Origin of the sequence: Campylobacter concisus, from assembly GCF_002913745.1 — a bacterium.
Taxonomy (GTDB): domain Bacteria; phylum Campylobacterota; class Campylobacteria; order Campylobacterales; family Campylobacteraceae; genus Campylobacter_A; species Campylobacter_A concisus_R.
Window position 1 is genome coordinate 1 of record NZ_PPCG01000039.1, and the last position, 23695, is coordinate 23695.

Below are 23695 nucleotides of genomic sequence, written 5' to 3' on the forward strand. Positions count from 1 at the left end.
AAATATAACTTAAAATTAAAATTTATTTTTTAAATAAAGAATTTTTCATAAAAGATTAAGTTTCGCACTAGTAATATTACTTAAAATAAATATGCAAAAAATGCATAATTAGAAGGAGAAAGTGATGAAAGAAGGCAAAGTCATCTGTCCTTATTGCGGGACAGGCTGTCAAGTAACCTTGCACGTGGAAAATAATGTCGTTCGTGCCGCTACTGGCGTCGAAGACAATCCAGTCAATCAAGGAAATTTATGTTTAAAAGGCTTTTATGGCTGGGACTACGTTGCAAGTCCAGATAGGCTAACAAAACCGCTTATTAGAAAGAAAAACGGCGTTTTTTCAAAAGATGGCGAATTTGAAGAGGCTAGCTGGGACGAGGCACTTGACCTTGTCGTAGAAAAGATGAAAGAAGCCAAAGAGAAATACGGCCCTGACTCACTAGCAGGAAACTTCTCAGCACGCTGTACATTAGAGGACAACTACGTCGCTCAAAAGCTAATGCGCGCTGTAATTGGCACAAATAACGTCGATCACTGCGCTAGAATTTGACACGCTCCGACAGTAGCAGGACTTGCTAAAACAATCGGAAACGGAGCTGCCACAAATAGCTTTACAGAGATTGGCACTTATAGTAACTGTATATTAATGATAGGCTCAAACCCAGAAAATGGCCACCCAATAGCAGCTATGCACATCCAAAGAGCGCTAAACCGCGGCGCAAAACTGATCGTTATCGACCCTATCAAGACTGAGTTTGCAAGTAGAGCCGACATCCACTTGCAGCTAGAGCCCGAACACAACATCCCAGTTATCAACGCACTTCTTTACACTATCATCGAAGAAGGCCTTGTAAATGAGGAATTTGTAAGAGACCACACAATAGGCATCGAGTATGTCAAAGAGGCTGTAAAAGACTATGCCCCAGAGGTTGTAGCAAAATACACAAGACTAAATCCAGAGGATATCAGAGCAGCCGCCAGGATGTATGCCACCACAAAACCAGCCGTCATCACTCACGGCATGGGCGTAACTCACTTCAATCACGGCGTTGGCGGAGTTTGTGACGTATCAAATTTATTCTTGATCACTGGTAATATATGCGAGCTTGGCACAGGCGACTTGCCGCTTAGAGGTCAAGAGAACGTTCAAGGCTGCTGCGACATGGGTGTTTTGCCAAATATCTTTCCAAACCTTGGCTCAGTCACCGACCCAGAGCAAAGAGCTTGGTTTGAGAAAATGTGGCACCTAGAACCTGGATTTTTAAACTCAAAGATAGGCATCCATAAAACTGAAGTGCCTGATGCAATCCTTGATGGCAGAGTGCATTTTTTCTGGACTATCGGCGAAAACCCAGTCATCTCTGAGCCAAATACAAATCACTTCTTAAAAGGCATCGCAAATGTCGATTTCTACGTGGTTCAAGACCTGTTTTTAACTGAGACATCGCTAAAAGCTGACGTCGTTCTCCCTGGCGTGGCAAGCAGCGAAAAAGAGGGTCTTTACACAAATGCAGAGCGCCGTGTCCAGCACAACGAAGCGGTTATCACACCTCCAGGAGATGCCAGACAAGACTGGTGGATCGTTTGTGAGATCGCACGTCGTTTGGGCGCAACTGAGGGCTTTAACTACAACTCACCAGAAGAAATTTGGGAAGAAGTTAGAAAATGCGACCCTAGACGCTATGGCGGCATGAGCTACTACCGCATCAAAAAATACCACGGACTTCACTGGCCATGCCCAACTGAAGATGATATGGGCGGTCAGAGCCTCTATCTTGATAAGAAATTCTTTACACCTGATGGTAAAGGCCGTTTCGTGCCATGCCTATTTGTGGATAAGGCTGATGAGATCGAGAGCGCAAAACTTGAGTTTGCTAAGAAGATGAATATGTCACCAGAGTATCCTATCATGGCTGGTTCAGTCGATGAGAAGACTGACGAGCAGTATCCGATACAGCTTTTAACAACAAGAAAAGTTTATCAATACACAGTTGGTACCATGACAAGACGCTCACGTGCCATCGAAGAGGGCGGAGATAGCATCGGACCTATCGCTGAGATGAGCTCAGCGCTTGCAGAGAGATACGGGCTAAAACAAGGCGACTTCATCAAAGCTTGGAGTAGATACGGCTACATCGTCGTAAAAACTGAAGTGACTGACATCGTGCCTGATGGCATCATACAGATGACTTTCCACTACTGGGAGAGCTCTTGCAACGAGCTAACAAGCAGCGGTTGGGACTACATCAGCAAGACTCCGACATTTAAAGCAGCTATCCAGATCAAAAAGATCGATGAAGAGGAATTTTTACGAGTTCGCGAGCTAAAACGCGAGAAATTCCAAACTTCAAAGATCATCTACGATGACTTCCACCACCACGGAAACGCAGCGATAAATGAGTAAATTTAGCGGGTAACTCCCGCTAAATTTCTTTATTATCAAATTTAAATTTCTTGTTTTTATAAGCCCAAAGATATCACTTATTTTTATATTTGTTTTGATTGATTTGATACGCTTCAGGCGATTACTTAGTAGATCAAAAGCTGCTTTTTAGTCTTTAATTTTAAATTTTCATTATGTAAGCCATATTTATATTAAATTTAGGGCTTTAGTTTTATAAAACACGCACTATAAAAATAGTTTTTTAAAAGAGAATTTTACTTAAACGCCAAAAAGCTCATGAAATTTCCCCATTTAAATGTGCTCTCAACTCGCTTAAAGCCAGCATTTAGGGCTAAGTTTCTATTTTCTTCCTCTGTATATGGCACCAGAACATTTTCAAGCGCCTCTCTTTTTTGGGCGATCTCGTAGCGTGAGTAGCCTTGCGCTTGCTTGTAGTCCTCGTAAATTTCTATGACACTTTTAGTGAGCTTTTTATCTTCAAAGATGATCTTTTCACTAAACAAAAAGACTCCATTTTCATTTAGCCCGTTATAAATTTTTTGCACCAGATCTGCCCTTTTTGGCGGTCTGATAAACTGCAAAGTATAGTTTGCCAAAACTGCATCAAAGCCCTCTAGCTCGCATTCTAAAATGTCATCTAAAATAAACTCTATATCAGCCCCATAAGCCTTTGCCTTGTTTTTAGCATTTGCCAGCATCGCCTCAGAGTTATCCACGCCGCTTAGCATAAGGTCATTTCTAAGGTTATTTAGCAAAAGCAGGCTATTTGCCGTAGAGCAGCCAAGGTCGCACACTTTTGCTGATTTTGGCAAAATTTTAGCTAGCAACTTTGCATTTAAATTTGAGCTAACGTCGTAAAATGGCACCGAGCGCGAGATCATATCATCAAAAACGCTCGCCACAAAGTCATCAAATTCAAACTGCTTGCTTATAGGCTCTTTAAAAATTTCATCTCTCATATCCCAGCTCCATATCCGTCAAAGTATCTCATCGTCTCTCCAAAAAAGAGATCGCACACGCCCACGCACTGCCTAGCATCGTTTATATCGCGCTTTATCTGCTCTTTTAGCTCGCTTAGAGAATTAAATTTTTTATTATCTCTTAGGCGTTTTATGAAGCAAACAGCAACGTGCGTCGTCACTTTTGGCGCGACCTCGTCTAAGATGTGCGTCTCGACGCTAAAATTTCCATCCGTGCTAAGTCTGTTGCCTATAAAAGTGACCGAGCCATAGGTGTATGAGCCCATCCTCGTTCTTGTCGCATAGACGCCCTCGCGCGGCAAAAGATAGCTTTTTATATCTAAATTTAGCGTAGCAACCAGCTCCTTTGCGCCGATGCCCTGCCCTTTTATCACGTTACCCTCGATCGAGTACTCCCTGCCTATTAGCCTATTTGCCTCATCGATGTTGCCTTGGCGTATCAGCTCTCTGATGGATGAGCTATGCACGCCCATGCCGTCATAACAAACCTCATCAACGACGACTACCTCGCCATCAAAAATTCTTTTCAGATCATACTTGTCCCAAGCCCTATTTCTACCAAATCTAAAATCAAATCCAACAACGATCTTTTTTAAATTTTTAAAATCTCGCTTTAAAAGCGCGATAAATTCCTCGCCGCTAAGCCCCTTTATAGCGTCAAAATCATACAAAAAACATGGGTAGCTCGAGTACTCGGCTCGCTTTAGCTTTGGCGTGATGTTGGCTTTGTTTTTGTCGATGACAACAAGTCCGCCAAACTCGCCTAGCTGCTTTAAAAGCTGCTTGTGCCCCCTGTGTACGCCGTCAAAGTGCCCGATAGCGACGGCCGTGATGTTATCTTTTGTTAAAAGCGTAGAAAAACTCGGCATTTCCTTCCTTTCCCTTGACTTCGCACTCTTTGCAAGCTATAAGTTCAAATTTCAAGCTGCTTGCTAGCACTTCAAAGCGCTTCATAGCTAAATTTACAGCCTTAGCGTCGGTGACAACGCCTTTTTTATTGCGTTTTACGCCAACGCCCACTTCAAACTGCGGCTTAAAAAGCGTGATAATGAGCGAATCCCTGCTTGCTAGCTCACTAATAGCTGGCAAAATTTCAGCCAAAGAGATAAAGCTCACGTCACAGGTTATGAGATCAAATTTGCTTTGATTTTGCTTTGCAAACTCCCTGACGTCAGTCTTTTCATAAATTTTCACTCGCTCATCGCTTCTTAGACTAGCGTCTAGCTGATCAGTGCCCACATCAACGCCAGTCACGCCCTTTACACCACGCTCAAGTAAAATTTGCATAAAGCCACCAGTTGAGCTGCCGATATCAAGTGCGTTTTTGCCAGCTAGGTCAAATTTCATCGCCTCCAAAAAGCTTTTTAGCTTAAGCGCGCCTCGCCCAACGTAAATTTCATCAAGCAGTGAAATTTTAGCCTCGCTAACCTCGCTTGAAACCTTGGTGCAAATTTCGCCATTTGTTAGCACCTTGCCAGATTTAATGAGCTCGCTCGCCTTGTTTCTACTGATGCTTAAAACGCTTGCGACGTAGTTATCAAACCTCAAGTTTTAGCCTCTCATATTCGCTCTCATCGATCACCAGCACGCCTAGCTCATTTGCTTTATCAAGCTTGCTGCCAGCCTCCTCGCCAGCTAGGACGAAGTCCGTTTTTTTAGAAACTGAGCCAGAAACCTTTGCGCCAAAACTCTCAAGCTCCGCCTTTATCTCGTCCCTTGGGCGACTTAGCGTGCCAGTTATAACGACCGTTTTGCCACTTAGCGCATTTGAGATGCTTTGCACCTGCGTCACGCTTGGCTGCACGATATCGCTAAGAGCTAAAATTTCCGCTCTATTGACCTCGGCAAAGTCGGTTAAACTATTTGCCATCTCCGCGCCAAAGCCCTCAAGCGAGACAAGCTCATCAAAGCTAGCATCAAGCCAGCCTAGTCCAAAGCTACTTGCTAGCTTTTTAGCCGCCACTTCGCCGATGTGCTCGCAGCCAAGGCCCGTGATAAAGCGTGATAGCTCCGCACCTTTGCTAGCCTCGATCGCATTTAAAAGGTTATTTACCTTTTTCTCTTTAAAGCCCTCAAGCGCCATGAGATCATCAAATTTAAGGCTGTAAATGTCTTTTATGCAAGCAATCAACCCCTTGTCAAATAGCAAATTTACGATCGCATCGCCAAGGCCGTCGATATTTAGGCATTTTTTCGATGCGTAGTGGATTATCGAGCCCACCACTCTTGCCCTGCAACTTAAATTTTGACACTTTACAAAGACCCCTTCATCAAGCAGGTGCGAGCCACAAACTGGGCAAAATTTAGGCCTCTCTATCGCTTGCTCACTGCCGTCACGCCTATCTTTATAGACCTTTGTGATCTTTGGTATGACATCTCCTGAGCGGATAATGCCGATGTAGTCGTTTTTCATAACGCCAAGGCGCTCGATCTCGTCGAAGTTATGAAGGGTGGCTGATTTTACATTGGCTCCGTCTATATTTACCTCATCAAGCACGCCAACAGGCGTCACCACGCCGCTTCTGCCAACTTGAAGTGCGACATCTCTTAGCCTTGTGACCTTCTCAATGGCTGGAAATTTAAATGCCACCATAAATTTTGGAAATTTAACCGTGTAGCCTAGCTGCTCACAGCGCGCAAGGTCATTTACGCGTATCACCATACCATCCATCATCACACTTTTTGAGTCGCGATTTGCCAAAAGCTCGTTATATGCGGTCTCAAGCTCATCTTTTTTTAAAATTTTGAAAAATTCATCCCTCTCAAAGCCAAGATCACGCACAAATTTCATCACTTCGCTGTGATCTTTTAGCCCAAGGCTCTGCTCGCCCACGCCCCAAGGTATAAAAAGTAGCTTTCTTTTTGCAGTGACTGCGCTATCAAGCTGTCTAAGGCTTCCTGCGGCTGCGTTTCTAGGGTTTGAAAGTGGTGCATCGCCCTCTTTTGCGCGCTCTGCGTTTAATAGCTCAAAGTCATCTTTTCTTATGACGACTTCGCCCCTGATTTCAATGAGCCCTTTGTAGCTAATGCTCTTTGGCACCGAGCTAATGGTCCTTGCATTTTGCGTCACGTCCTCGCCTGTAACGCCGTCGCCTCTGGTTATCGCCCTAACTAAAACGCCGTTTTCATAGAGTAAATTTAGGCTCGCTCCGTCAAATTTTGGCTCAGCAACAAAGGTTAAATTCTCCTTTTCTCCACGCTTTAGCCACGCATCAAGCTCACCAAGACTAAAGATATCCTCCATGCTCCACATGCGCTTTATGTGGCTTGCCTTGCTAAAGCCCTCTTTTACGCCTCCGCCCACTCGCTTAGTCGGCGAAAATAGCGAAATTTCACTTGGGTTTGCCTGCTCGAAGGCTAGCACTGCGTGATATAGCGCATCATACTCCTCGTCGCTTGCAAGTGGCTCGTCCTCGTCGTAGTAGGCCTTTGCCCACGCATTTAGCGTATCTATCGCTCGTTCGTACTCTTGTTTTGTCATTTTCGCTCCAAATTTACACCGCATTTTATCTTAAACATACTTTATAAATGATCCAAATTTAGCTCTCTAGCGTCACATAAATGGACATTTTTATAGACCTTTGCTATCTCGTCCCTCGCCCTCATCAGCGCAAAGCCAAGCAAATTTTGCCCTCTCCACTTCATAGGATTTTGCGCATTCTCATCATCGGCACTCATGCCTATGCCCCAAATTTTATCAACAGGGCTTGCCTCAACCAAAATTTTATCCTTTGTCGAGAGCAAAAACTCTCGTAGCTTGGCATTTTGGCTAAATTTTAAATAGCTCGCATTTAACACGACGCTAAATTTTATCTCGTCCCATATCTTAGCATCAAAGCCACGCACCTGCCTGCCAAGCGCCTTCATCTGCGCTGGATCTTTGGCGGCTAAAATTTGCCCCAAAGTCTCTTTATCACCAAAACACTCGGCCTTTTTAGCCATCATATATTGCTCGGCGCAAACGTAATGAACCTCGTCTTGCCAAAAGCTAGAGCCGTACCACTGACTTAGACAGCTTGCGCTTATGCTTGCACTCTTTTGATGACCCCAAAATAAGAGAAATTTATCCGACTTGCCAGCGTTATAGCGCTTCTTAAGCCACTTTAACTCATATCTAGGCTCACGCTCCCAAAGATCTAGCTCGAAATCATTATAAGTAAAAAGCGCGCTTTCACCAGAGCCTAGCCTATCACTCCAGTATCCACGCCACATCGCAGGCTCAGCAAAGAGCTGCTGATACTCGCCACGCTCATCTTGGCTTAGCGTTTTAAGCCAGTCGTTAAATTTAAACTTATAATCCTCGCCAACGCCCATCCTCCAGCCGATAGAAAAGGGGCTAATCTGGGGAAATTTGATCCAAGGTGGCGGAAGTAAATTTTTCATCTAGCCTCTTTTTAGCCAAGCGCCCTACCAAAGCGTGGCTTGGCTCATCGCCTCATGCATATCAAAAAGCTGCTTGTGCTCGGCCACATCGTGCGTTCTTATGATCTGTGCGCCATTTTCGAAGGCTTTTAGATGCAGATAAAGGCTACCCGGCAAGCGGTCTTTTATCTCGCTGGGGCTATAAAAATTTATGACTGATTTGCGGCTAGCACCAACAAGTAGCGGGCAGCCAAATTTCAAAAAATGCTCCAAATGCTTAATAAGCAGCAAATTTTGCTCAGCCGTCTTACCAAAGCCAATGCCAACGTCAAGCACTATCTTTTTAGCGCCAAGCTCCCTTGCAAGGGCTATCTTTTGCTCAAAAAAGTCTGAAATTTCGCCGATTAGATCGTTATACTTTGGTGCAATCTGCATGGTGGCAGGATCGCCTTGCATGTGCATCATGCAAAGCTCGGCATCATATCTTGCAGCAAGCGAGGCTAAATTTGCGTTTGCTGTGATGTCATTTATCATCTTAAAGCCGTGATTTAGCGCAAATTCTAAGCAATAAGGATCAAAGCTATCAAGGCTAAATTTTGCCTTTTCATGTAAATTTAGCTTGTAAATTTCCTCCACGATATCTTTTATACGCCTAAACTCTTCCTCACGTCCGCAATACTCGCTCCCTGGCCTTGAGCTAACGCCTCCAAGGTCGATATAGTGGGCTCCTGCTTCGATCATGGCTTCGATTTTTGCTATGCCATTTTGAGTATTTATGCGGCTTTGCTCGTTAAAACTATCTCTATTTATATTTGCAACGCCCATTATAAGAGGCTTTGCTGGCTTTGTAAATTTAGTTTCTAAAAAGGTGGCGAGCTTTTTAAGTCCAAAGTCTTGTAGCTTCTCTTTTTTAGCTAACTGCCTAAGCTGCGCGTTTGTCGCCATTAGCAAGGCTTTGTTTAGGCTCTCGCAACCAAAGATCGTATCATTATGTGTCACAAGCTCGGCGCCGACACTTAGAGCGTCTTGCTTTAGGATATTTGCCGCTGGGGTCTTTATCTCGTCAATGAAGATAAAATTGATCTCGCTCTTTTCTTGCATGAGCTTCGCACCAGCCGGACTTGGCGAGATGGCCTTACAAATTTGATCAAAGTTGCTTTTGTTATTTATCTTATAAAATTTCAACGTCGTCCTTTCTCAAAGATAGTAAGCAAAAGTGGCGTCAAAACGGCATGAGACTTAGCGTTTAGATCGGCAAGCTTGATAAGCGAGAAAAAATACTCCATCTCCTCGCCGCTAAATTTATACCCGCTATCAACCGCCTTTGTCACGATAGCGCCCACAAGCTCTTTTAGCTCGTTTTTGCCAAATTTTTGCGCCTGCTCCTCTGCTATCTTTTGATCGATAAAGCTTGTTAGCTCTTTTAGACTAAGGGCTTTTAAATTTAGATCGACACTTATTTTTGGCTTTTTGGTGAGGTTGTTTTCTATTAGCATCCTCGATCTTATCGTTGGTAGAAGTAAATTTTTACTCTGCGTTACTATTATAAATTTAATGTTTCTTGGGGGCTCTTCGATGATCTTTAAAAGTGCGTTTTGAGCCTCAGTGCGGAAGGATTTTGCCTCGATGACTAGAATTTTCTCATCTTTTTCAGCGATGTAGGCTTCAGCGATGACCTCTTTTGCATTTTCTAGTAAAAAATCATCGCTTATAAAAAATCTTAAGTTATTTACGCCAAACTCGGCTTCAAGCTTGGCTTTTAAATTTTCAAAATCGCTTGTTATGACGATTTTATTTAGCATTTAGAGTATCACCTTTGCAAACAACACAGCGTCTATGCTCTTGTCAAAAAGTTTATATAAATTTAGAAGTTTGATGTCTAAGTTTTCATCGCTAGAGCTTAGCGTAAAGCTGTTTTGCGCCTGCTCATCAAAGAGCCACATATAGCTGTTTTCATCAGTCTTAGCTAAATTTGCACGCTTGTCTATGCTCTTGCCGATGTAAAAAAAGATGTAGCCATTTGGAAAGGCAAGGCTTAGCATATCTTTTAAAAGCTGCTTTTGCTCGTTTGTCTCGACGCTATCAAAGGCTGGATAGAGCGATCTTAGGCTAAAAAATGGCAAAAATGGACGCTCGCTTTTTGTGCGGTTGATATTTCTTAAAAGATAGTTTTCAAACCACTCTCGCTCATCGTCGCAGATGACTATAAAAGCCTTGCTATCAAGCAAAAATTTAAGCCTAGATGCAAGCAAAGGCGTCCATTCAACGCGCTTCTCCTCCATCCAGCTCATATATCTTTCGCTTCTTATAGTCTCAAGCGTCCATTGGATAAAATCTTGCATTATTTATCTAACTTATACGCATCGTGAAGTACGCGAACCGCGAGCTCGCCATATTTTTGATCGACGATCATTGAAATTTTTATCTCACTTGTTGAGATCATTTGGATATTTATCCCCTCTTTTGCAAGCGTCTCAAATGCTAGACATGCTACGCCGCTGTGACTCTTCATACCCACGCCGATGACTGAGACTTTCACGATAGCATCGTCATACTCGACATGTTTTGCAGCTGAGAGCTTTTGCATAGTCTCTTTTGCTAGGTCAAGCTCGTTTTGAGGCACTGTAAAGCCTAAATTTGTCGTGCCATCGTGTCCTACGTTTTGGATGATCATATCTACATTTATATTTTGATGAGCTAGAGCTGTGAAAATTTCAGCTGCGATGCCAGGCTTATCGACTACACCTCTTAAAGTTACTCTTGCTTGATTTTTATCTAGTGCTATACCGCTTACTAAAACCGCTTCCATATTATCTTCCTTTGCTATTAATGTACCTTCGTTGTGGTTAAAACTGCTTCTTGTGATTAGTTTGACATTTAGTTTTTTTGCTAGCTCGACTGAGCGATTTTGTAGCACTTTTGCCCCAGCAGAGGCAAGCTCAAGCATCTCGTCATAGCTTATCTTTTCTAGTTTTTTTGCCTTTTTTTCTATCCTTGGATCAGTCGTATAAACGCCATCAACGTCGGTAAAAATTTCGCACAGATCAGCCTCAAGCGCACCTGCTAATGCAACCGCACTAAGGTCACTTCCGCCCCTACCAAGTGTCGTGATATCACCTTTATCATCTATGCCCTGAAAGCCTGCTACGACAACTATCCTGCCAGCACTTAGCTCAGCTTTTAGCCTTGTTGTCTCTATCGTTTCTATCCTAGCCTTTGTATGCACATCATCAGTCATTATCCCAGCCATTGCGCCAGTTAGCCCTACACACGCATAGCCTTTTGCATTAAGTGCAATCGTCAAAAGTGCGGTTGTTACTTGCTCACCTGAGCTTAAAAGCATATCAGTTGCGATGCCGTCTGGGTGCTTTGAAAAATACTCACTATATTCAACTAATTGATTAGTAACTCCACTCATCGCAGAAACTACCACAACCACGTCAGCGCCGCTGTTTTTAGTCTCGATGACCCTGTTTGCCACAGCTTCGATGCGTTCAAGCGTGCCTACGCTAGTTCCGCCAAATTTTTGAACGATCAACATCAAAAATATCCTTTCTCTTTGAAATAACTCAAAACTTTATCATAAATAGGCTTTTTGAAGTGGTTTATCCCCTCTAAAGCCTTGCCAAACTCGATAAATTTATACTCGCTAAACTCTGGATGCTCGGTCTTTAAATTTATGCTCGCACCGTTTTTTAGCCTAACCAAAAAGTACTTTTGCGTCTGCCCATCAAATGGGTAAAATTTCTTTGACGCATTTGCTGGAAAGTCGTAGCTAAGCCAATCAGGATACTCTTCTAAGAAGTCAAATTTATCAGTTCCGATCTCCTCTTTAAGCTCCCTTTTTAGTGCCTGCTTTGGGCTTTCGCCTTCGTCTATGCCACCTTGAGGAAACTGCCAGATATCGTCCATATCAACCCTTTTTGCGACTAAAATTTCGCATTTAAAAGGGTAAGAGCTAGACAAAATGACAGCTGCTACATTTGGTCTATATTTTTTTTGCATGTTTTTTCCAAAAAATTTATTTGAGATGATAACGAAAAAGAGTTAAGAGATAGATAAATGAAGTTAGTTTTTGCGCCGTTTGTAATAAATCGCACCTCCACTAAAAAGTAGTAAAACCAGACTACATGATGCTAGACAAAATATAAATTTACCAAGCTCGCCAAAGATATATCCAGCGTGCAAATCAAGCATAAATTTATAAATTTCAAATGACTTTGGCATGGCATTTTTTGAAATTTGCTCGCTTTTTGTATCGACTAAAAGCCTAACGCCTTCTCTCTCGCTAGCACCTTTTGGCAGGTAAAAGAGCATAAATTTGATGCCGTCACTATTTGCTATAAAATTTAAAGCATCAAACTCATCTCCAAATTTGGAGATGAAAATTTCATAAGCTTTTTTAAGGTTTGCCACCTTTTGCTCGTCGCTTAAGATAAAGCCATTTTTATTTGTAAAATTTGGCTTTTTAAAGACCTTTTCTTCGCCACAAATTTGATTTATAACCTTAGCAAAGCTCTCATAAGAAAAGTAAAGCCCACTAATGCAAATCACGCTTAAAACAGCACCAAGATAGATACCCAAAAAGCCGTGAAGTGAATACAAAAATGCAAATTTCTTTGCTTTTAAATTTAGCTTAAAAGCATCCCCCACCCTGCTTCTAAACCTCCAAAAATATATCGCCGCCCCGCTTATCAAGATAAAAAGCAACGCAAGCGTAGAAAGTGCTACTAGCTCGCTTGCAAATTTGGTCAAATTTTCATTTTTAAAAAGCGAAAGGGCTAAGTTTTTATGTAAATTTAAAACCAGCCCTATAAATTTCTCTGCACTATTTTTGCCTGAAATTTCACCAGTATAAGGATTTATAAAAAACGACTCAAACTTGCCATTTTCAGTAGTTCCGCTTATGACGTAAGCCTTGTTTGCCTCTGATTTTATCTTTAGGTAGCTAAGATTAAAATTTGGCTCGCTCTTGCTAAAAATTTTTAAAATTTCATCTATCTCTAAAGGCTTTTTGCCAGCCACGACCTCATCTTTGCTAAAGATATCGATTATCTCATCGTGATACGAGATGATCGCCCCGCTAATGCTAAGCACAAGAAGCGGTAAGGCAAAGATAAAAGCCAAAATAAGATGAAATTTTTTCAAAATTTTTATCATTTTAAAACTTTAGATTAAAGCCAAGCTCGATCTTTTGCCCGTCAGCTATTAAGATGTCGTATCTGCCCGATCTTGTCGTAAAAAACTCATTAAAGAGGTTATAAACGCTCAAATTTAGACTGAAATTCTTTGTTACGTTGTAGTTTATACCAAGGTCAGCGATCACGTAAGGTCTGATGTCATCATCGTAGCTAAGTGAGTCTTTGCTCCTGCCATAATAATTTATCTGAGACCAGAAATTTAGCCATCTGTTTAGCTCGTAGTTCGCTCCAAATTTAAATGTATGAAGAGGATAGTTGTTTAAACTTTTGCCTATCTCCGCTCCATCCTTTTGCTTTGATCTTGTATAGACATAGCTTTGATTTAGCCTAAGAGCGTTTGTTACCTGCCACTCATTTGTTAGTTCAACTCCGTAAATTTCAGCCTTGCCGACATTTACACTCTCCCAAATCCAACGGCGATAAATTTTGCCTTTATGCGTGCAAGGGTTACCAGGTCTTGGAGTGCAGATACGCTTGGTGCCTAGCATATCTTTAAAGCTAGTGTAAAAGCCAGTTAGTGAGGCTTCAAAGCCTTCATTGTCGTTATAAACACCGCCAAATTCATAGCTCACGCTTGTCTCTGGCTTAAGGTCGCTTCTGCCAAGCTGTGCTCCAAGCCCTCCAGCAAATGGCATAGCAAGATCTTGCGTGCGTTGTTTGATGTCAGGTGTCGCATATCCTGTGCCAACTCCGCCTTTTAGGGCAAAAAAGTCGTTAAAGCTGTAGATACCATAAATTCTTGGCGAAACGTGCGAGCCATAGTTCTCATCGTAGTTGTAACGAACTCCAGTGCTTAAGATAAAGTCTTTTGTAAGGTGATAGTCATCCTCGCCGTAAAGCGAAATGTCATATCTTTTTACATTTGCAGCGTCTGCTGTGGTTGCCTTTTCATCAAGCTTTTCTTTTTTGGCGTTTAGCCCTAAAGTAAAGGCATTGTTATCAGTAAAATATGAGCCTTTTGTGTCGAAATTTAGTGTTTTTAGCGTCAAATTTTGTTGAGCGATCTCTTTTATCTTGCCGTAAGACAGGTAGCTTTGAAGCAAGATATCATCAAGCCTTGCTTCGTGGCTTAAATTTACCATATCGCCTTTTATACGCTCAAGATCGACTGAGCTATTATTTGTGCCAGAGGCTAAAGTTTTGCCTTTGCTTCTTTTATATTTCACATCACTTCTTGCAAGCTCAAGCGTGATGTCGTTATTTTCATTTGGTCTAAAAAAGAGCTTCGTACCAAAATTTCTATCTTTTTGCTCTCTGTTTGCGTATGAGATTTTATCTTCTGATTTGTTTAAATTTTTGCCATAAACTGAGATGCTTAAAACATCGTCAATTAGCCCAGAGTGCAGATATAGGCTGTTGTAAAACTCGCCGCTTATATTTTTATTTCTAGCAAATTTATAGCTTGAGCCAAGATTTGCATGAAAGTCGTTACTAAACTCATCTGTTATGATATTTATCACGCCACCCAGTGCGTCACTACCATAAAGTGAGCTCATAGGACCGCGTATCACTTCGATACGGCTTATCGCACTTGCTGGCGGGATGAAGCTATATGAGCCTCCAACGCTTCTTAGCCCCTTGTAAGCGTTATCTCCTGGCACTGGTATGCCATTTACTAAGATCTTTGTATATCTTTGCGAAAGACCCCTTATGGAGATGCCTCGCCTATTTGCCGCACCAAGTGTCGCTCCAAAAAGGCTTGGCACATCTTTTACCATGCTCTCAACGTCCTTGTGATTTCTCTTTTCTAGCGCATCTTGAGTGATGACGCTAAGCGTTGCAGGGGCGTCTTTTATATTTTGCTCAAAGCCAGTTGCGCTCACTACTTTGACCTCTGGCAAGAGCTTATCTTCATTTGCAAAAAGCGGTAAATTTATAAAAACTGCCGCACAAACAGAAATTTTTAATAGACTTCTCACAAAAAACTCCTTATTAAAATTTAAATCACATTTTACTAAAATTAAATAATCGTTATCAATATCAGACATAACGCTAGAGGGATTAAATTTAACGCTCAAGGGATAAAATGATAAATTTAGATAAAAGATATGGCATAAGTAAAATCTCACAAAACAACAAGCGGATAAATGTAGAATTTTTCAAACAAAATAATGGCATCAGCTACCTAAAAAGCGAGATTTTATGCAACGAAATCATCAAAAGAGAGAGCGAGGGAGATAAAAAATATCTATTTTTAATGTTTAACGAAGCAAAAGATAATCTTTGCTTTAAACTTGATAAAAAAGAGTATCTTTTAAACAGGGATGAGTTTTGCATAGGGCTAGTAAATGATAGCTTAAAAGGCGTTTTTGAATATCAAAATAAATTTTATAAAACCAAAACCTTGCTTTTTGAAGAGCAGTACGCAAATAAGCTTGAAATTTTTAGTGAGCTAAAATTTGAAGAGAAATTTGATCTTATAAAATACAAAAAAGATAAGGCTCAAATTTGCGTTTTAAACGAGCTTGAGACGACAAATTTATATGATGGCATGATGAGAGAGATCTTTATAGAGTCAAAAATTTTAGAGCTAATCTATAAGAGTAAAGCCTTAAAAGATGAGAAAATTTATTTTAGCAGTGACGAAGAAAAAGTGCTTTTAAAGGCTAAGAAAATCTTACTTACTCGCATGCAAAATCCCCCAAGCATCAAGGAGTTAGCGCATCTTTGCGGCACTAATGACTTTTGGCTTAAGAAAAATTTTAAACTCTTTTTTAAAGATACGATCTATCAGCTTTTAGCAAAAGAGCGGCTAAAGCTTGCATTTGCCCTTTTAAAACAAAATGATATCAGCATAAAAGAGGCTGCCGGCATCGTTGGCTACGCAAATGCAGCTCATTTTGCAAAAATTTTTAAAGGCACTTTTGGCTTTTTACCAAGCGAGCTAATAAGGCAAAAAAGCTACTTTTAAACTGCACTAAATGCCAAATTTCTTATAATCGCCAAAATTTAAAAAAGAGAGAAATTTGCAAGTTTATATCCACGTGCCATTTTGTGAAAGCAAGTGTCCTTACTGCGCTTTTGGCTCAAGCGATGACGAATTTAACAAGGTTAGCGCCTATTTTAAAGCGCTTTGCCTTGATCTAAATTTTCAGCTAAAAAGCCAAAATGTAAAAGAAATTTCAACCATTTTTTTTGGCGGCGGCACACCAAGCGCGGTAAATGCCAAATTTTATAATGAAATTTTTAGCATTTTAGCTCCACTTTGCACGCCAGAAACTGAGATCACATTTGAAGCAAATCCAAATTCTGCAAATTTAGCTTGGCTAAAGCATGTAAAAATTTTAGGCGCAAACCGCATAAGCTTTGGCGCTCAAAGCTTTTTTGAAGATAAGCTTAAATTTCTAGGGCGCATTCACAGCAGGGAGCAAATTTTTAAAGCGGTTGAAAATGCCCATACAGCTGGCTTTAAGAGCATAAATTTAGACCTCATCTATGACACTAAATTTGATACCAAAAAGCGCCTTTTGGCGGAGATTGAAAATTTAAAAAGTCTTGCTATCACGCATCTAAGCGCCTACTCGCTCGCGCTTGAAGAAAACACCCCGTTTGCTGGCAAAAAAAGCTATAAAAAGGATAGCGACACTTTGGCCAAATTTATGATAGAGCAGACCCAGAGGGCTGGCTTTAGGCAGTATGAAATTTCAAATTTCGGCCAAATTTGCAGGCATAATCTTGGCTACTGGCAGGGCAAAAACTACCTTGGCGTGGGAGCTTTTAGCGTGGGCTTTAAGGACGCCACCAGATACTACGCCAAAAGTAGCATAGACGCCTACATCGCTCAGCCAACACATAGAGAAAAAGAAATTTTAAGCCAAAGCGAGCTAGCAAGAGAGCATATATTTTTAGGGCTTAGAAGCGTCGTTGGCGTGGAGGCTGGGCGCTTAAGTGAGGCTCAGAAAAAAAGAGCAAATTTACTTGTAGAAAATGAAAAACTGCTATTTAAAGAGGGCAAATTTTATAACCCAAATTTCTTACTAAGCGACGAGATCGCACTCTTTATCGAGGGCTAAATTTATAAAAATTTGAGCAAAGTCAAGATAAAATACAAAGCTTAAATAAAATTTAACAGAGGCAAAAATGTTTGGAATGAGTTTTTCTGAGATCTTGGTCATCGCCGTGATCGCTGTGCTAGTTTTGGGCCCTGACAAGCTGCCAAGTGCGATGGTGCAGATCGCTAAATTTCTAAAGATGTTTAAAAAAGGCATAAACGACGCAAAATCGACATTTGATCAAGAGATGAAGATAGCCGAGCTCAAAGAAGACGCTCAAAAATACAAAGAGAGCATAACTCAAAGTGCGCAAAGCGTGCGTAAAAAGCTCACATTTGAAGAGCTTGACGAGATCAAAAAAAGTGCAAGCGACGTCACTGAGAGCATACAAAACGTCGTAAGCGACACCAAAAAAACGGTAGAAAATATACAAAATCCAACAAATTTAGTTAAAGATGCGATCTTAAACGATAAAAAAGAGGCGTGATGTTTGAAGAGCTAAGACCCCATTTGATCGAACTTAGAAAGAGGCTTTTTATAAGCATTGTAAGCGTTTTTGTCTGTTTTGGCATCTGTTTTACATTTTGGAATCCACTGCTTGCATGGATGAGCGAGCCGCTAAAGCAGGTCTTGCCAGCTGGCTCAAACATCATCTTTACACAGATCCAAGAGCCATTTTTCACTGCAATGAAGGTCGCATTTTTTGCTGGCTTGGTGCTTGCTTTGCCTATCATTTTTTGGCAGTTTTGGCTATTTGTCGCACCTGGACTTTATGATAATGAAAAAAAATATGTGATCCCATTTGTCCTCTCTGCTTCATTTATGTTTGCGTGTGGGGCGGCGTTTTGTTACTACGTGGTCATCCCGCTTGGTTTTACATTTTTGGTAAATTTTGGCGGCCAGCTCTTTACGGCACTGCCAAGCATCGGCGAATACGTTGGCTTTTTTACAAAACTGCTGATCGGCTTTGGAATTTCATTTGAGCTGCCAGTCATTACATTTTTCTTAGCAAAGATAGGACTTGTTGATGACAAGATGCTAAAAGATTATTTCAGATACGCAGTAGTCGTCATCTTTATCTTCGCAGCTATCGTCACACCGCCAGATGTTATAAGCCAAATTTTAATGGCACTGCCACTCATCGGACTTTATGGAATTTCAATAATAGTCGCTAAAAGAGCCGGCAAAAGCGACGACGATGAGCAAGATAGCGACACAAACAGCGACGCAGACGATGAGTGACATAAACGATATCTCAAGCTACGACTACTTTTTGCCAGAAAAGCTCATCGCAAAAGAGCCAGTTTTGCCAAAAGAAGAGGCAAGGCTGCTTGTTTATTTTAAAAAAACAAAAGAGATAAAACACTATAAATTTAAAGATCTAGCCAGCCTCATCCCAGAGGACGCGGCAGTCATTTTTAACAATACAAAGGTAGTTAAGGCTCGCATTTTAGGGCATAAGCAAAGTGGCGGAGCCTGCGAAGTGATGCTAAATCAACCTCTTAATGATAATAAATTTAGCGTCTATATAAGGGGCAGAGTGAGCGTTGGTAGCGTTTTAAATTTCGCTAATGATATAAAGGTAAATGTGCTTGAGCTAAATGATGATGGCTCAAGGGTGGTAAATTTCACCAAAAATGGCGTTATTTTAGATACGACGCAACTTTTTAGCGAACTAGAAAAGATCGGCCACGTCCCACTTCCGCCATATATCAAAAGGGCTGATACAAAGGATGATGAGAGCTGGTATCAAAGCATATTTGCCAAAAATAGTGGCGCAGTGGCAGCTCCGACAGCTAGTCTGCACTTTAGCGAGCAGATGTTAGAGAGCATAAAAGCAAAACACGAGGTCGCCTACATCACACTTCACGTGGGCGCTGGGACGTTTAAAGGCGTGGAGTGCCAAAACATAAATGACCACAAGATGCACTCTGAGTTTTACGAGATCAGCGAGCAAGCATGCGAGATCATAAGCTCAAATAAGCCCATCCTTGGCGTTGGCACGACAGTTACTAGGTGCGTTGAAGAATTTGCTAGAAGCAAGCAGCCAAGTGGCTTTTGCAAGCTATTTTTAAACCTAAACAATAGACCGATCAGGCAAGAGTATCTGCTTACAAATTTTCACCTACCAAAATCAACGCTGATAATGCTAGTTACTAGCTTTATAGGGCTTGAGGAGACAATAAGGATTTACGAAACTGCAGTTAGCCAAAAGTATAGATTTTACTCATATGGCGATGGGATGCTTGTGATATGAAAAATGTCGATTTTGTCGCGCAAATGGAGCTTTTTTTAGAGGCACTTTTTAAAGACGCAACCACTAGAGATAACGCCATCGTCTTTAACTACAATCCAAACTACCCACGCTATCTAAGCTTTGAAGCACACAAGCTAATAGGCGCGATCAAAAATTTAAGCAGATATTATTTAAAAGAAGTCACCAACTCAAAACTTTCAATAATTTTTAATATAGTTAATTATAGTTTAACTTCAGTGCATTTTGACATATATATAAAATGCACAACAGTGCCATTAAAACAAAATAAAAAACTTATAAATGAAGCAGATGTTTTATTAAGTGAACTAAATGCTCATATAAATCAAATAGTCGATGGCTTTTGTATAAATATAAATATTCCATTGCCAAAAAGTGGCACTTTCAAAAAACGCAATTCAAAAATATCTAACTTGTCTGGTAAAAATGCAATAATAGCTTGTCAAGATGAAGATATATTTTCGATTATAAGCCATGAACTAAGCTTTAATGGGCTGAAGCTTAGCAAACAAAAGAGCTTTGAGAGTTTAAATTTACACATAAAAGATGCCATTTTCAAGCCAGACATAATCTTTGTGCAAAAGGAGTATCTAAGCGACAAAGCAAGGCTTGACGAGATGCTAACTTATCAAAAGCTTAAGAATTTCTACATCGTCATCATTAGCAAGGATGAAGCCAAAAGCATAAAAAGCGAGAAGATGACTACGCTTAGGCAGCCATTTACTAGCGATAGTTTGCACGAGACTTTGGAGATAGTGGCTAGGAATTTATAAAATTTTTAGGTATCTCTTTAAAATAATAGTGGCTGAGACGCTATCAAGTCTGCCATCTCGCTTTGTGTTTGTGTAAATTTCACTTGCCTCGCTGCTGCTAAAGGCCTCATCTTGATAGACGATATTAGCCTGCACGTCAAGAAGCGATACAAAGTGCTCTATGCGCCTTCTCATCTCGTCTTCGCTACTACCACCGATTGGCACGCCCACCACTAGCGTGTTAGGAGCGTATTCATTTACTTTTTGGCTCACATCTCTTGCGGCTTGGTTTCTGTTTTTTCTGAGAACTGGCTCAAGGGGCGTCACGACCTCGCCAAAGCCAAAAGCAAGCCCTATGCGCTTTAGTCCAACATCGATCGCCATAAATTTCTCTTTCATAGCGCGCTTTTTACTCTTAAATTTGAAATTTCAACTAGCCCATCAAGCTCGTACTCGTAGATGATCTCGCCAAATTTAGACAATGCTTCATCAAGGCTAACGCCGTTTTTGCAAAATTTCAAGATCTCGTCGCTTGTTTTTTCTTGCACTTTTACCTCGCCAAAAAGCGAAGCAAATTTAACGTAATCATCGATAAGCTCGGCCTTTTTGCTAGCTAGCAAGGCATTTGTCCCATTGCTCTCATTTATGCGCTGCGGCAGGACAAAGAGAGGGATTTTAAGCTCATTTGCCAGTCTTGCGCTTTGCATAGAGCCGCTTCTTAGATCAGCCTGAGCGACAACCAGGGCTTGTGCAAGCCCCACAACTATGCGGTTTCGCTCTAAAAACCTATAAGCGATCGGTGGCTCACCCTCGTCATACTCGCTTAGAGCCAAGCCTTTTTCATAAATTTCTTTTATCGACGCCCTATTTTGAGCTGGATAGATGATGTCAAGTCCATTCGCAAAAACACCGATAGTTCGTGGCATGGCAGCTTTATGAGCTGTGATATCCACACCGATAGCCCCACCACTCACCACGCAAACATTTGCACTTTTTAGCGCTGCGCAAAGTGCCGTGACACACTCTTTTGTATAGACACTTGCCTTTCTTGAGCCAACGACTGCTACTTTTGGCATGCTAAGAAGCGAAGTGTCGCCTATGAAATTTAGCTCTTTTGGGGGATTTTTTAGCCTATTTAGCGCCTCTGGGATGATTTCAAGCTTCATAAAATATCTTTTAGATAAACAACTTCTACATCTTTTAAGATGTTGTTTTTGCTAGCTTTTATCACTGCGATCGTATTTTTCTTTGGATGTCCGATGGCGATCGCGTAGCCTCTTTTTTTGGCTAAATTTACAGCAGCTACAAGCTCACGTCTGACAGCACTAGCCGATGGATCATCATCTAAAAATATATCTCTTGAAATGTAAGGCTGATTATACTTTTTCGCAGCCCTTGCCACCGCAGTTTGAGCGATCGTCTTGCTATCAACGAAGATAAAACCCTGCTCTATCAGCGCTCTATAAGCCTTGTCCATCGCGTCATAATCACTCGTGAAACGCGATCCTGTATGGTTGTTTGTATATTTTGCACGCGGGAAGTCCTTGCGTATCTTTTTTATCTTTTCATGCATACTCTCAAAACTCTCATTTATCGTTAGAGTGCCTATCTCTGGGCTATCAAAGTGCTTTGCCTGCATCGGCAGATGTATCATGTAAAACTCAAACGACCTAGCGATCGAAGGTGTATCTGGGTGAGTTTTTGTCGCTGGAAAAATAGACGGCGTTATCTTTAGACCAAGCGACTTTACCATGCTAGCATGCTCAAATGTCGCCACATCATCGATTATTAGCACTAACTTAGCACGCCCTTTTACGCTGCTATTTGGAGTAAATGGCACAACCGCAAAGTCATCTTTTTTCGCGCCCTCTTTTTGCGGTTTTTCGCTGTAAATTTGCTTCTTATCTTTTTTGCCAGGCTCAATCCCGCTTTTTTTAGTAGGTTCTGGTTTTAAAATTTCACTATGCTTTAAATTTTCTTTTATGCTTAAATTTGCTTCAGCGCTTTTATTTTGCTCTGTTTTTGTATCTGCTTTTACTTCATTTTTGCCTGCGTAAAATGGCTCGATTACTTGCTCAGGCTTTTGCTCAGGCTTTTCTTCACTCTTTGCTTCAGAGCTTGTATCTACGCTACTTTGCATATTTTTATATAAATTTGCAAGCAAATTTTTAGTATCGTTTTGCTCTTTTTTTGGCTCTTCTTTTTTAGCTTCTACTTTTACTTCAGGTTTTATCTCAGGAGTTATTTTTTTTTGCTCTTTTGGCTCAGTTTTTGGCTTTAGAGCAAGTTCGCTTTTGTGTTTAGGATCGGTAAAAATTTTACTTAAATTTTCATCTTCATCAAATTTTAGAGGGTATTTTCTCTTCTCATACTCTTGTTTTTTATCTTTGCTAGCAACTTTTTGCTCGGCCTTTTTTGAAATTTGCTTCTCGCTCTTTGGCTCATTTACTTTACTTATCTGCTCAACATCTTTGTTTTTGATACTAAGAGCTGCGATGAGTGCCACTATCAAAATAGCAGCGATAACACCGATACCAAGTAAAATTTTATTATGAGAGCGACCTGCACTCTTTTTCGCAGGACGCTTCTTTGTAGTCTTTTTTTCGCTCAAGGCTTAGTTTTTGCTTTGATCTATAAGTTTGCCGTTAGTTATCCAAGGCATCATTGCGCGAAGTTTTTTGCCAGTTTTATTTAGCAAGCTTCTCTCAGCTATACCGCGTTCAGCGTTCATTCTAACATATCCTGCTTTTCTCTCTAGGATGAAGTCTTTTGCAAATTTACCATTTTGAATTTCTCTTAAAACTTCTTTCATAGCTTTTCTGCTCTCTTCGCCAACTACTCTTACACCACTTACGTAATCGCCATATTCAGCTGTGTTTGAGATAGAGTAGCGCATATCAGCCATGCCACCTTGATACATTAGATCAACGATTAGTTTTAGCTCGTGTAAGCACTCAAAATACGCCATCTCAGGCTCATATCCAGCCTCTACAAGTGTATCAAAGCCAGCATTTACAAGTGCGCAAAGACCACCGCAAAGCACAGCTTGCTCACCAAATAAATCTGTTTCAGTTTCATCTTTAAATGTTGTCTCAATGATGCCAGTTCTACCGCCACCTATGCCGCAAGCATAGCTTAGAGCGATTTCTTTAGCCTTTCCACTTGCATTTTGCTCGACAGCGATAAGATCAGGTATGCCACCACCTCTTACAAATTCGCTTCTAACTGTGTGTCCTGGAGCTTTTGGAGCGATCATGATGACGTCTATGTTTGCCGGAGCTTTGATCTGTCCAAAATGAACGTTAAAACCATGTCCAAATGCGATAGCAGCGTGATCTTTTAAATTTGGCTCGATCTCATTTTTATAAATTTCAGCTTGAAGCTCGTCTGGTGTTAGGATCATAACTACATCAGCGCCTTTTGTAGCTTCACTTACAGTTTTTACTTCAAAGCCCTTTGCCTCAGCTTTTGCCCAGCTTTTGCCGCCTTTTGCAAGACCGATTACGACGCTTACACCATTGTCTCTTAAATTTTCAGCGTGTGCGTGACCTTGTGAGCCAAAGCCAATGATCGCTACTTTTCTACTCTGAATAAGGCTTAAATCACAGTCTTTATCATAATAAACATTTATGGCCATTGTTTCTCCTATTGTTAAAATTTGGCTAAATTATAACTCTAGCCAGCAAAAATTCGGCTGAAACAGGCAGAAACTAATTTTAAGTTTTATGATAA

23 protein-coding genes are annotated in these 23695 nt (G+C 41.0%); 7 read left to right on the top strand and 16 right to left on the bottom strand.

Annotated elements, in window-relative coordinates; translation table 11 throughout:
* Nucleotides 1-124: 124 nt before the first annotated feature.
* Nucleotides 125-2401 carry a molybdopterin oxidoreductase family protein gene (locus CYO90_RS10665; protein WP_343218575.1) on the top strand — a complete coding sequence of 759 codons (2277 nt, stop codon included), beginning with the start codon at nt 125-127 and terminating at the stop codon, nt 2399-2401.
* 254 nt (nt 2402-2655) lie between these two features.
* On the opposite strand, the gene cmoA is transcribed toward CYO90_RS10665, so the two are convergent.
* From cmoA to CYO90_RS05410, 12 genes are all read right to left on the bottom strand, one after another.
* A complete protein-coding gene (gene cmoA, locus CYO90_RS05355) occupies nt 2656-3360 on the bottom strand; it encodes a carboxy-S-adenosyl-L-methionine synthase CmoA (RefSeq protein WP_103578745.1) in 705 nt (234 codons plus the stop codon).
* Nucleotides 3357-4250 carry a bifunctional riboflavin kinase/FAD synthetase gene (locus CYO90_RS05360; RefSeq protein ID WP_103578746.1) on the bottom strand — a complete coding sequence of 298 codons (894 nt, stop codon included), beginning with the start codon at nt 4248-4250 and terminating at the stop codon, nt 3357-3359. Before CYO90_RS05360 ends, cmoA begins: the two co-directional genes overlap by 4 nt.
* Complete coding sequence (tlyA, locus tag CYO90_RS05365) at nt 4216-4929, bottom strand: 23S rRNA (cytidine-2'-O)-methyltransferase TlyA (protein ID WP_103578747.1); 714 nt, start codon at nt 4927-4929, stop codon at nt 4216-4218. Before tlyA ends, CYO90_RS05360 begins: the two co-directional genes overlap by 35 nt.
* Entirely contained in the window at nt 4919-6862 is a 1944-nt protein-coding gene (gene ligA, locus CYO90_RS05370; protein WP_103578748.1) for an NAD-dependent DNA ligase LigA, read from the bottom strand. The genes tlyA and ligA overlap by 11 nt, the downstream gene beginning before the upstream one ends.
* 41 nt (nt 6863-6903) lie before the next feature.
* Nucleotides 6904-7764, bottom strand: coding sequence for an NADAR family protein (locus tag CYO90_RS05375; RefSeq protein ID WP_103578749.1), 861 nt, complete (start codon nt 7762-7764; stop codon nt 6904-6906).
* 24 nt (nt 7765-7788) lie between these two features.
* Nucleotides 7789-8928, bottom strand: a complete 1140-nt coding sequence (gene folP / locus CYO90_RS05380) for a dihydropteroate synthase (protein ID WP_103578750.1) — start codon at nt 8926-8928, stop codon at nt 7789-7791.
* Nucleotides 8925-9545 (bottom strand): DNA polymerase III subunit delta', encoded by a 621-nt coding sequence (locus tag CYO90_RS05385; RefSeq protein WP_103578751.1) that lies wholly within the window; start codon nt 9543-9545, stop codon nt 8925-8927. The genes folP and CYO90_RS05385 overlap by 4 nt, the downstream gene beginning before the upstream one ends.
* Nucleotides 9546-10085: a HobA family DNA replication regulator gene (locus CYO90_RS05390; RefSeq protein WP_021087775.1), complete on the bottom strand. Its 540-nt coding sequence runs from the start codon at nt 10083-10085 to the stop codon at nt 9546-9548. It abuts the gene before it with no gap.
* Nucleotides 10085-11284 carry an aspartate kinase gene (locus tag CYO90_RS05395; RefSeq protein ID WP_103578752.1) on the bottom strand — a complete coding sequence of 400 codons (1200 nt, stop codon included), beginning with the start codon at nt 11282-11284 and terminating at the stop codon, nt 10085-10087. The genes CYO90_RS05390 and CYO90_RS05395 overlap by 1 nt, the downstream gene beginning before the upstream one ends.
* Entirely contained in the window at nt 11284-11748 is a 465-nt protein-coding gene (locus CYO90_RS05400) for an RNA pyrophosphohydrolase (RefSeq protein ID WP_103578753.1), read from the bottom strand. The genes CYO90_RS05395 and CYO90_RS05400 overlap by 1 nt, the downstream gene beginning before the upstream one ends.
* A 63-nt stretch (nt 11749-11811) precedes the next feature.
* Nucleotides 11812-12903 (bottom strand): PepSY-associated TM helix domain-containing protein, encoded by a 1092-nt coding sequence (locus CYO90_RS05405; RefSeq protein ID WP_103578754.1) that lies wholly within the window; start codon nt 12901-12903, stop codon nt 11812-11814.
* Between the two features lies 1 nt (nt 12904).
* The gene (locus CYO90_RS05410; RefSeq protein ID WP_103578755.1) at nt 12905-14863 is read right to left on the bottom strand and encodes a TonB-dependent receptor domain-containing protein; all 1959 of its coding nucleotides are present in this window, start codon (nt 14861-14863) and stop codon (nt 12905-12907) included.
* 107 nt (nt 14864-14970) lie between these two features.
* Here CYO90_RS05410 and CYO90_RS05415 point away from each other — a divergent pair, with 107 nt between their 5' ends.
* The 6 genes from CYO90_RS05415 (at nt 14971) to CYO90_RS05445 (ending at nt 19984) form a co-directional block, all read left to right on the top strand.
* Nucleotides 14971-15855, top strand: a complete 885-nt coding sequence (locus CYO90_RS05415) for a helix-turn-helix domain-containing protein (RefSeq protein ID WP_103578756.1) — start codon at nt 14971-14973, stop codon at nt 15853-15855.
* 55 nt (nt 15856-15910) lie between these two features.
* On the top strand, nt 15911-16957 hold the full coding sequence (gene hemW / locus CYO90_RS05420) for a radical SAM family heme chaperone HemW (RefSeq protein ID WP_103578757.1): 1047 nt from the start codon (nt 15911-15913) through the stop codon (nt 16955-16957).
* 67 nt (nt 16958-17024) lie between these two features.
* Nucleotides 17025-17423 carry a Sec-independent protein translocase protein TatB gene (gene tatB / locus CYO90_RS05430; RefSeq protein WP_012140063.1) on the top strand — a complete coding sequence of 133 codons (399 nt, stop codon included), beginning with the start codon at nt 17025-17027 and terminating at the stop codon, nt 17421-17423.
* Complete coding sequence (tatC, locus tag CYO90_RS05435; protein WP_021092305.1) at nt 17423-18178, top strand: twin-arginine translocase subunit TatC; 756 nt, start codon at nt 17423-17425, stop codon at nt 18176-18178. Before tatB ends, tatC begins: the two co-directional genes overlap by 1 nt.
* The gene (queA, locus tag CYO90_RS05440; RefSeq protein WP_103578827.1) at nt 18171-19193 is read left to right on the top strand and encodes a tRNA preQ1(34) S-adenosylmethionine ribosyltransferase-isomerase QueA; all 1023 of its coding nucleotides are present in this window, start codon (nt 18171-18173) and stop codon (nt 19191-19193) included. Before tatC ends, queA begins: the two co-directional genes overlap by 8 nt.
* Nucleotides 19190-19984, top strand: coding sequence for a hypothetical protein (locus CYO90_RS05445; protein ID WP_103578758.1), 795 nt, complete (start codon nt 19190-19192; stop codon nt 19982-19984). The genes queA and CYO90_RS05445 overlap by 4 nt, the downstream gene beginning before the upstream one ends.
* On the opposite strand, the gene ruvX is transcribed toward CYO90_RS05445, so the two are convergent.
* Genes ruvX through ilvC form a run of 4 tightly spaced genes read right to left on the bottom strand, consistent with a single transcriptional unit; the run spans nt 19979 to nt 23600 of the window.
* On the bottom strand, nt 19979-20362 hold the full coding sequence (gene ruvX, locus CYO90_RS05450) for a Holliday junction resolvase RuvX (protein ID WP_103578759.1): 384 nt from the start codon (nt 20360-20362) through the stop codon (nt 19979-19981). The two genes, CYO90_RS05445 and ruvX, sit on opposite strands and share 6 nt — an antisense overlap.
* The gene (dprA, locus tag CYO90_RS05455; RefSeq protein ID WP_103578760.1) at nt 20359-21129 is read right to left on the bottom strand and encodes a DNA-processing protein DprA; all 771 of its coding nucleotides are present in this window, start codon (nt 21127-21129) and stop codon (nt 20359-20361) included. The genes ruvX and dprA overlap by 4 nt, the downstream gene beginning before the upstream one ends.
* On the bottom strand, nt 21126-22574 hold the full coding sequence (locus CYO90_RS05460; RefSeq protein ID WP_103578761.1) for a divergent polysaccharide deacetylase family protein: 1449 nt from the start codon (nt 22572-22574) through the stop codon (nt 21126-21128). Before CYO90_RS05460 ends, dprA begins: the two co-directional genes overlap by 4 nt.
* 3 nt (nt 22575-22577) lie before the next feature.
* On the bottom strand, nt 22578-23600 hold the full coding sequence (gene ilvC / locus CYO90_RS05465) for a ketol-acid reductoisomerase (protein ID WP_103559128.1): 1023 nt from the start codon (nt 23598-23600) through the stop codon (nt 22578-22580).
* Nucleotides 23601-23695: the final 95 nt, after the last annotated feature.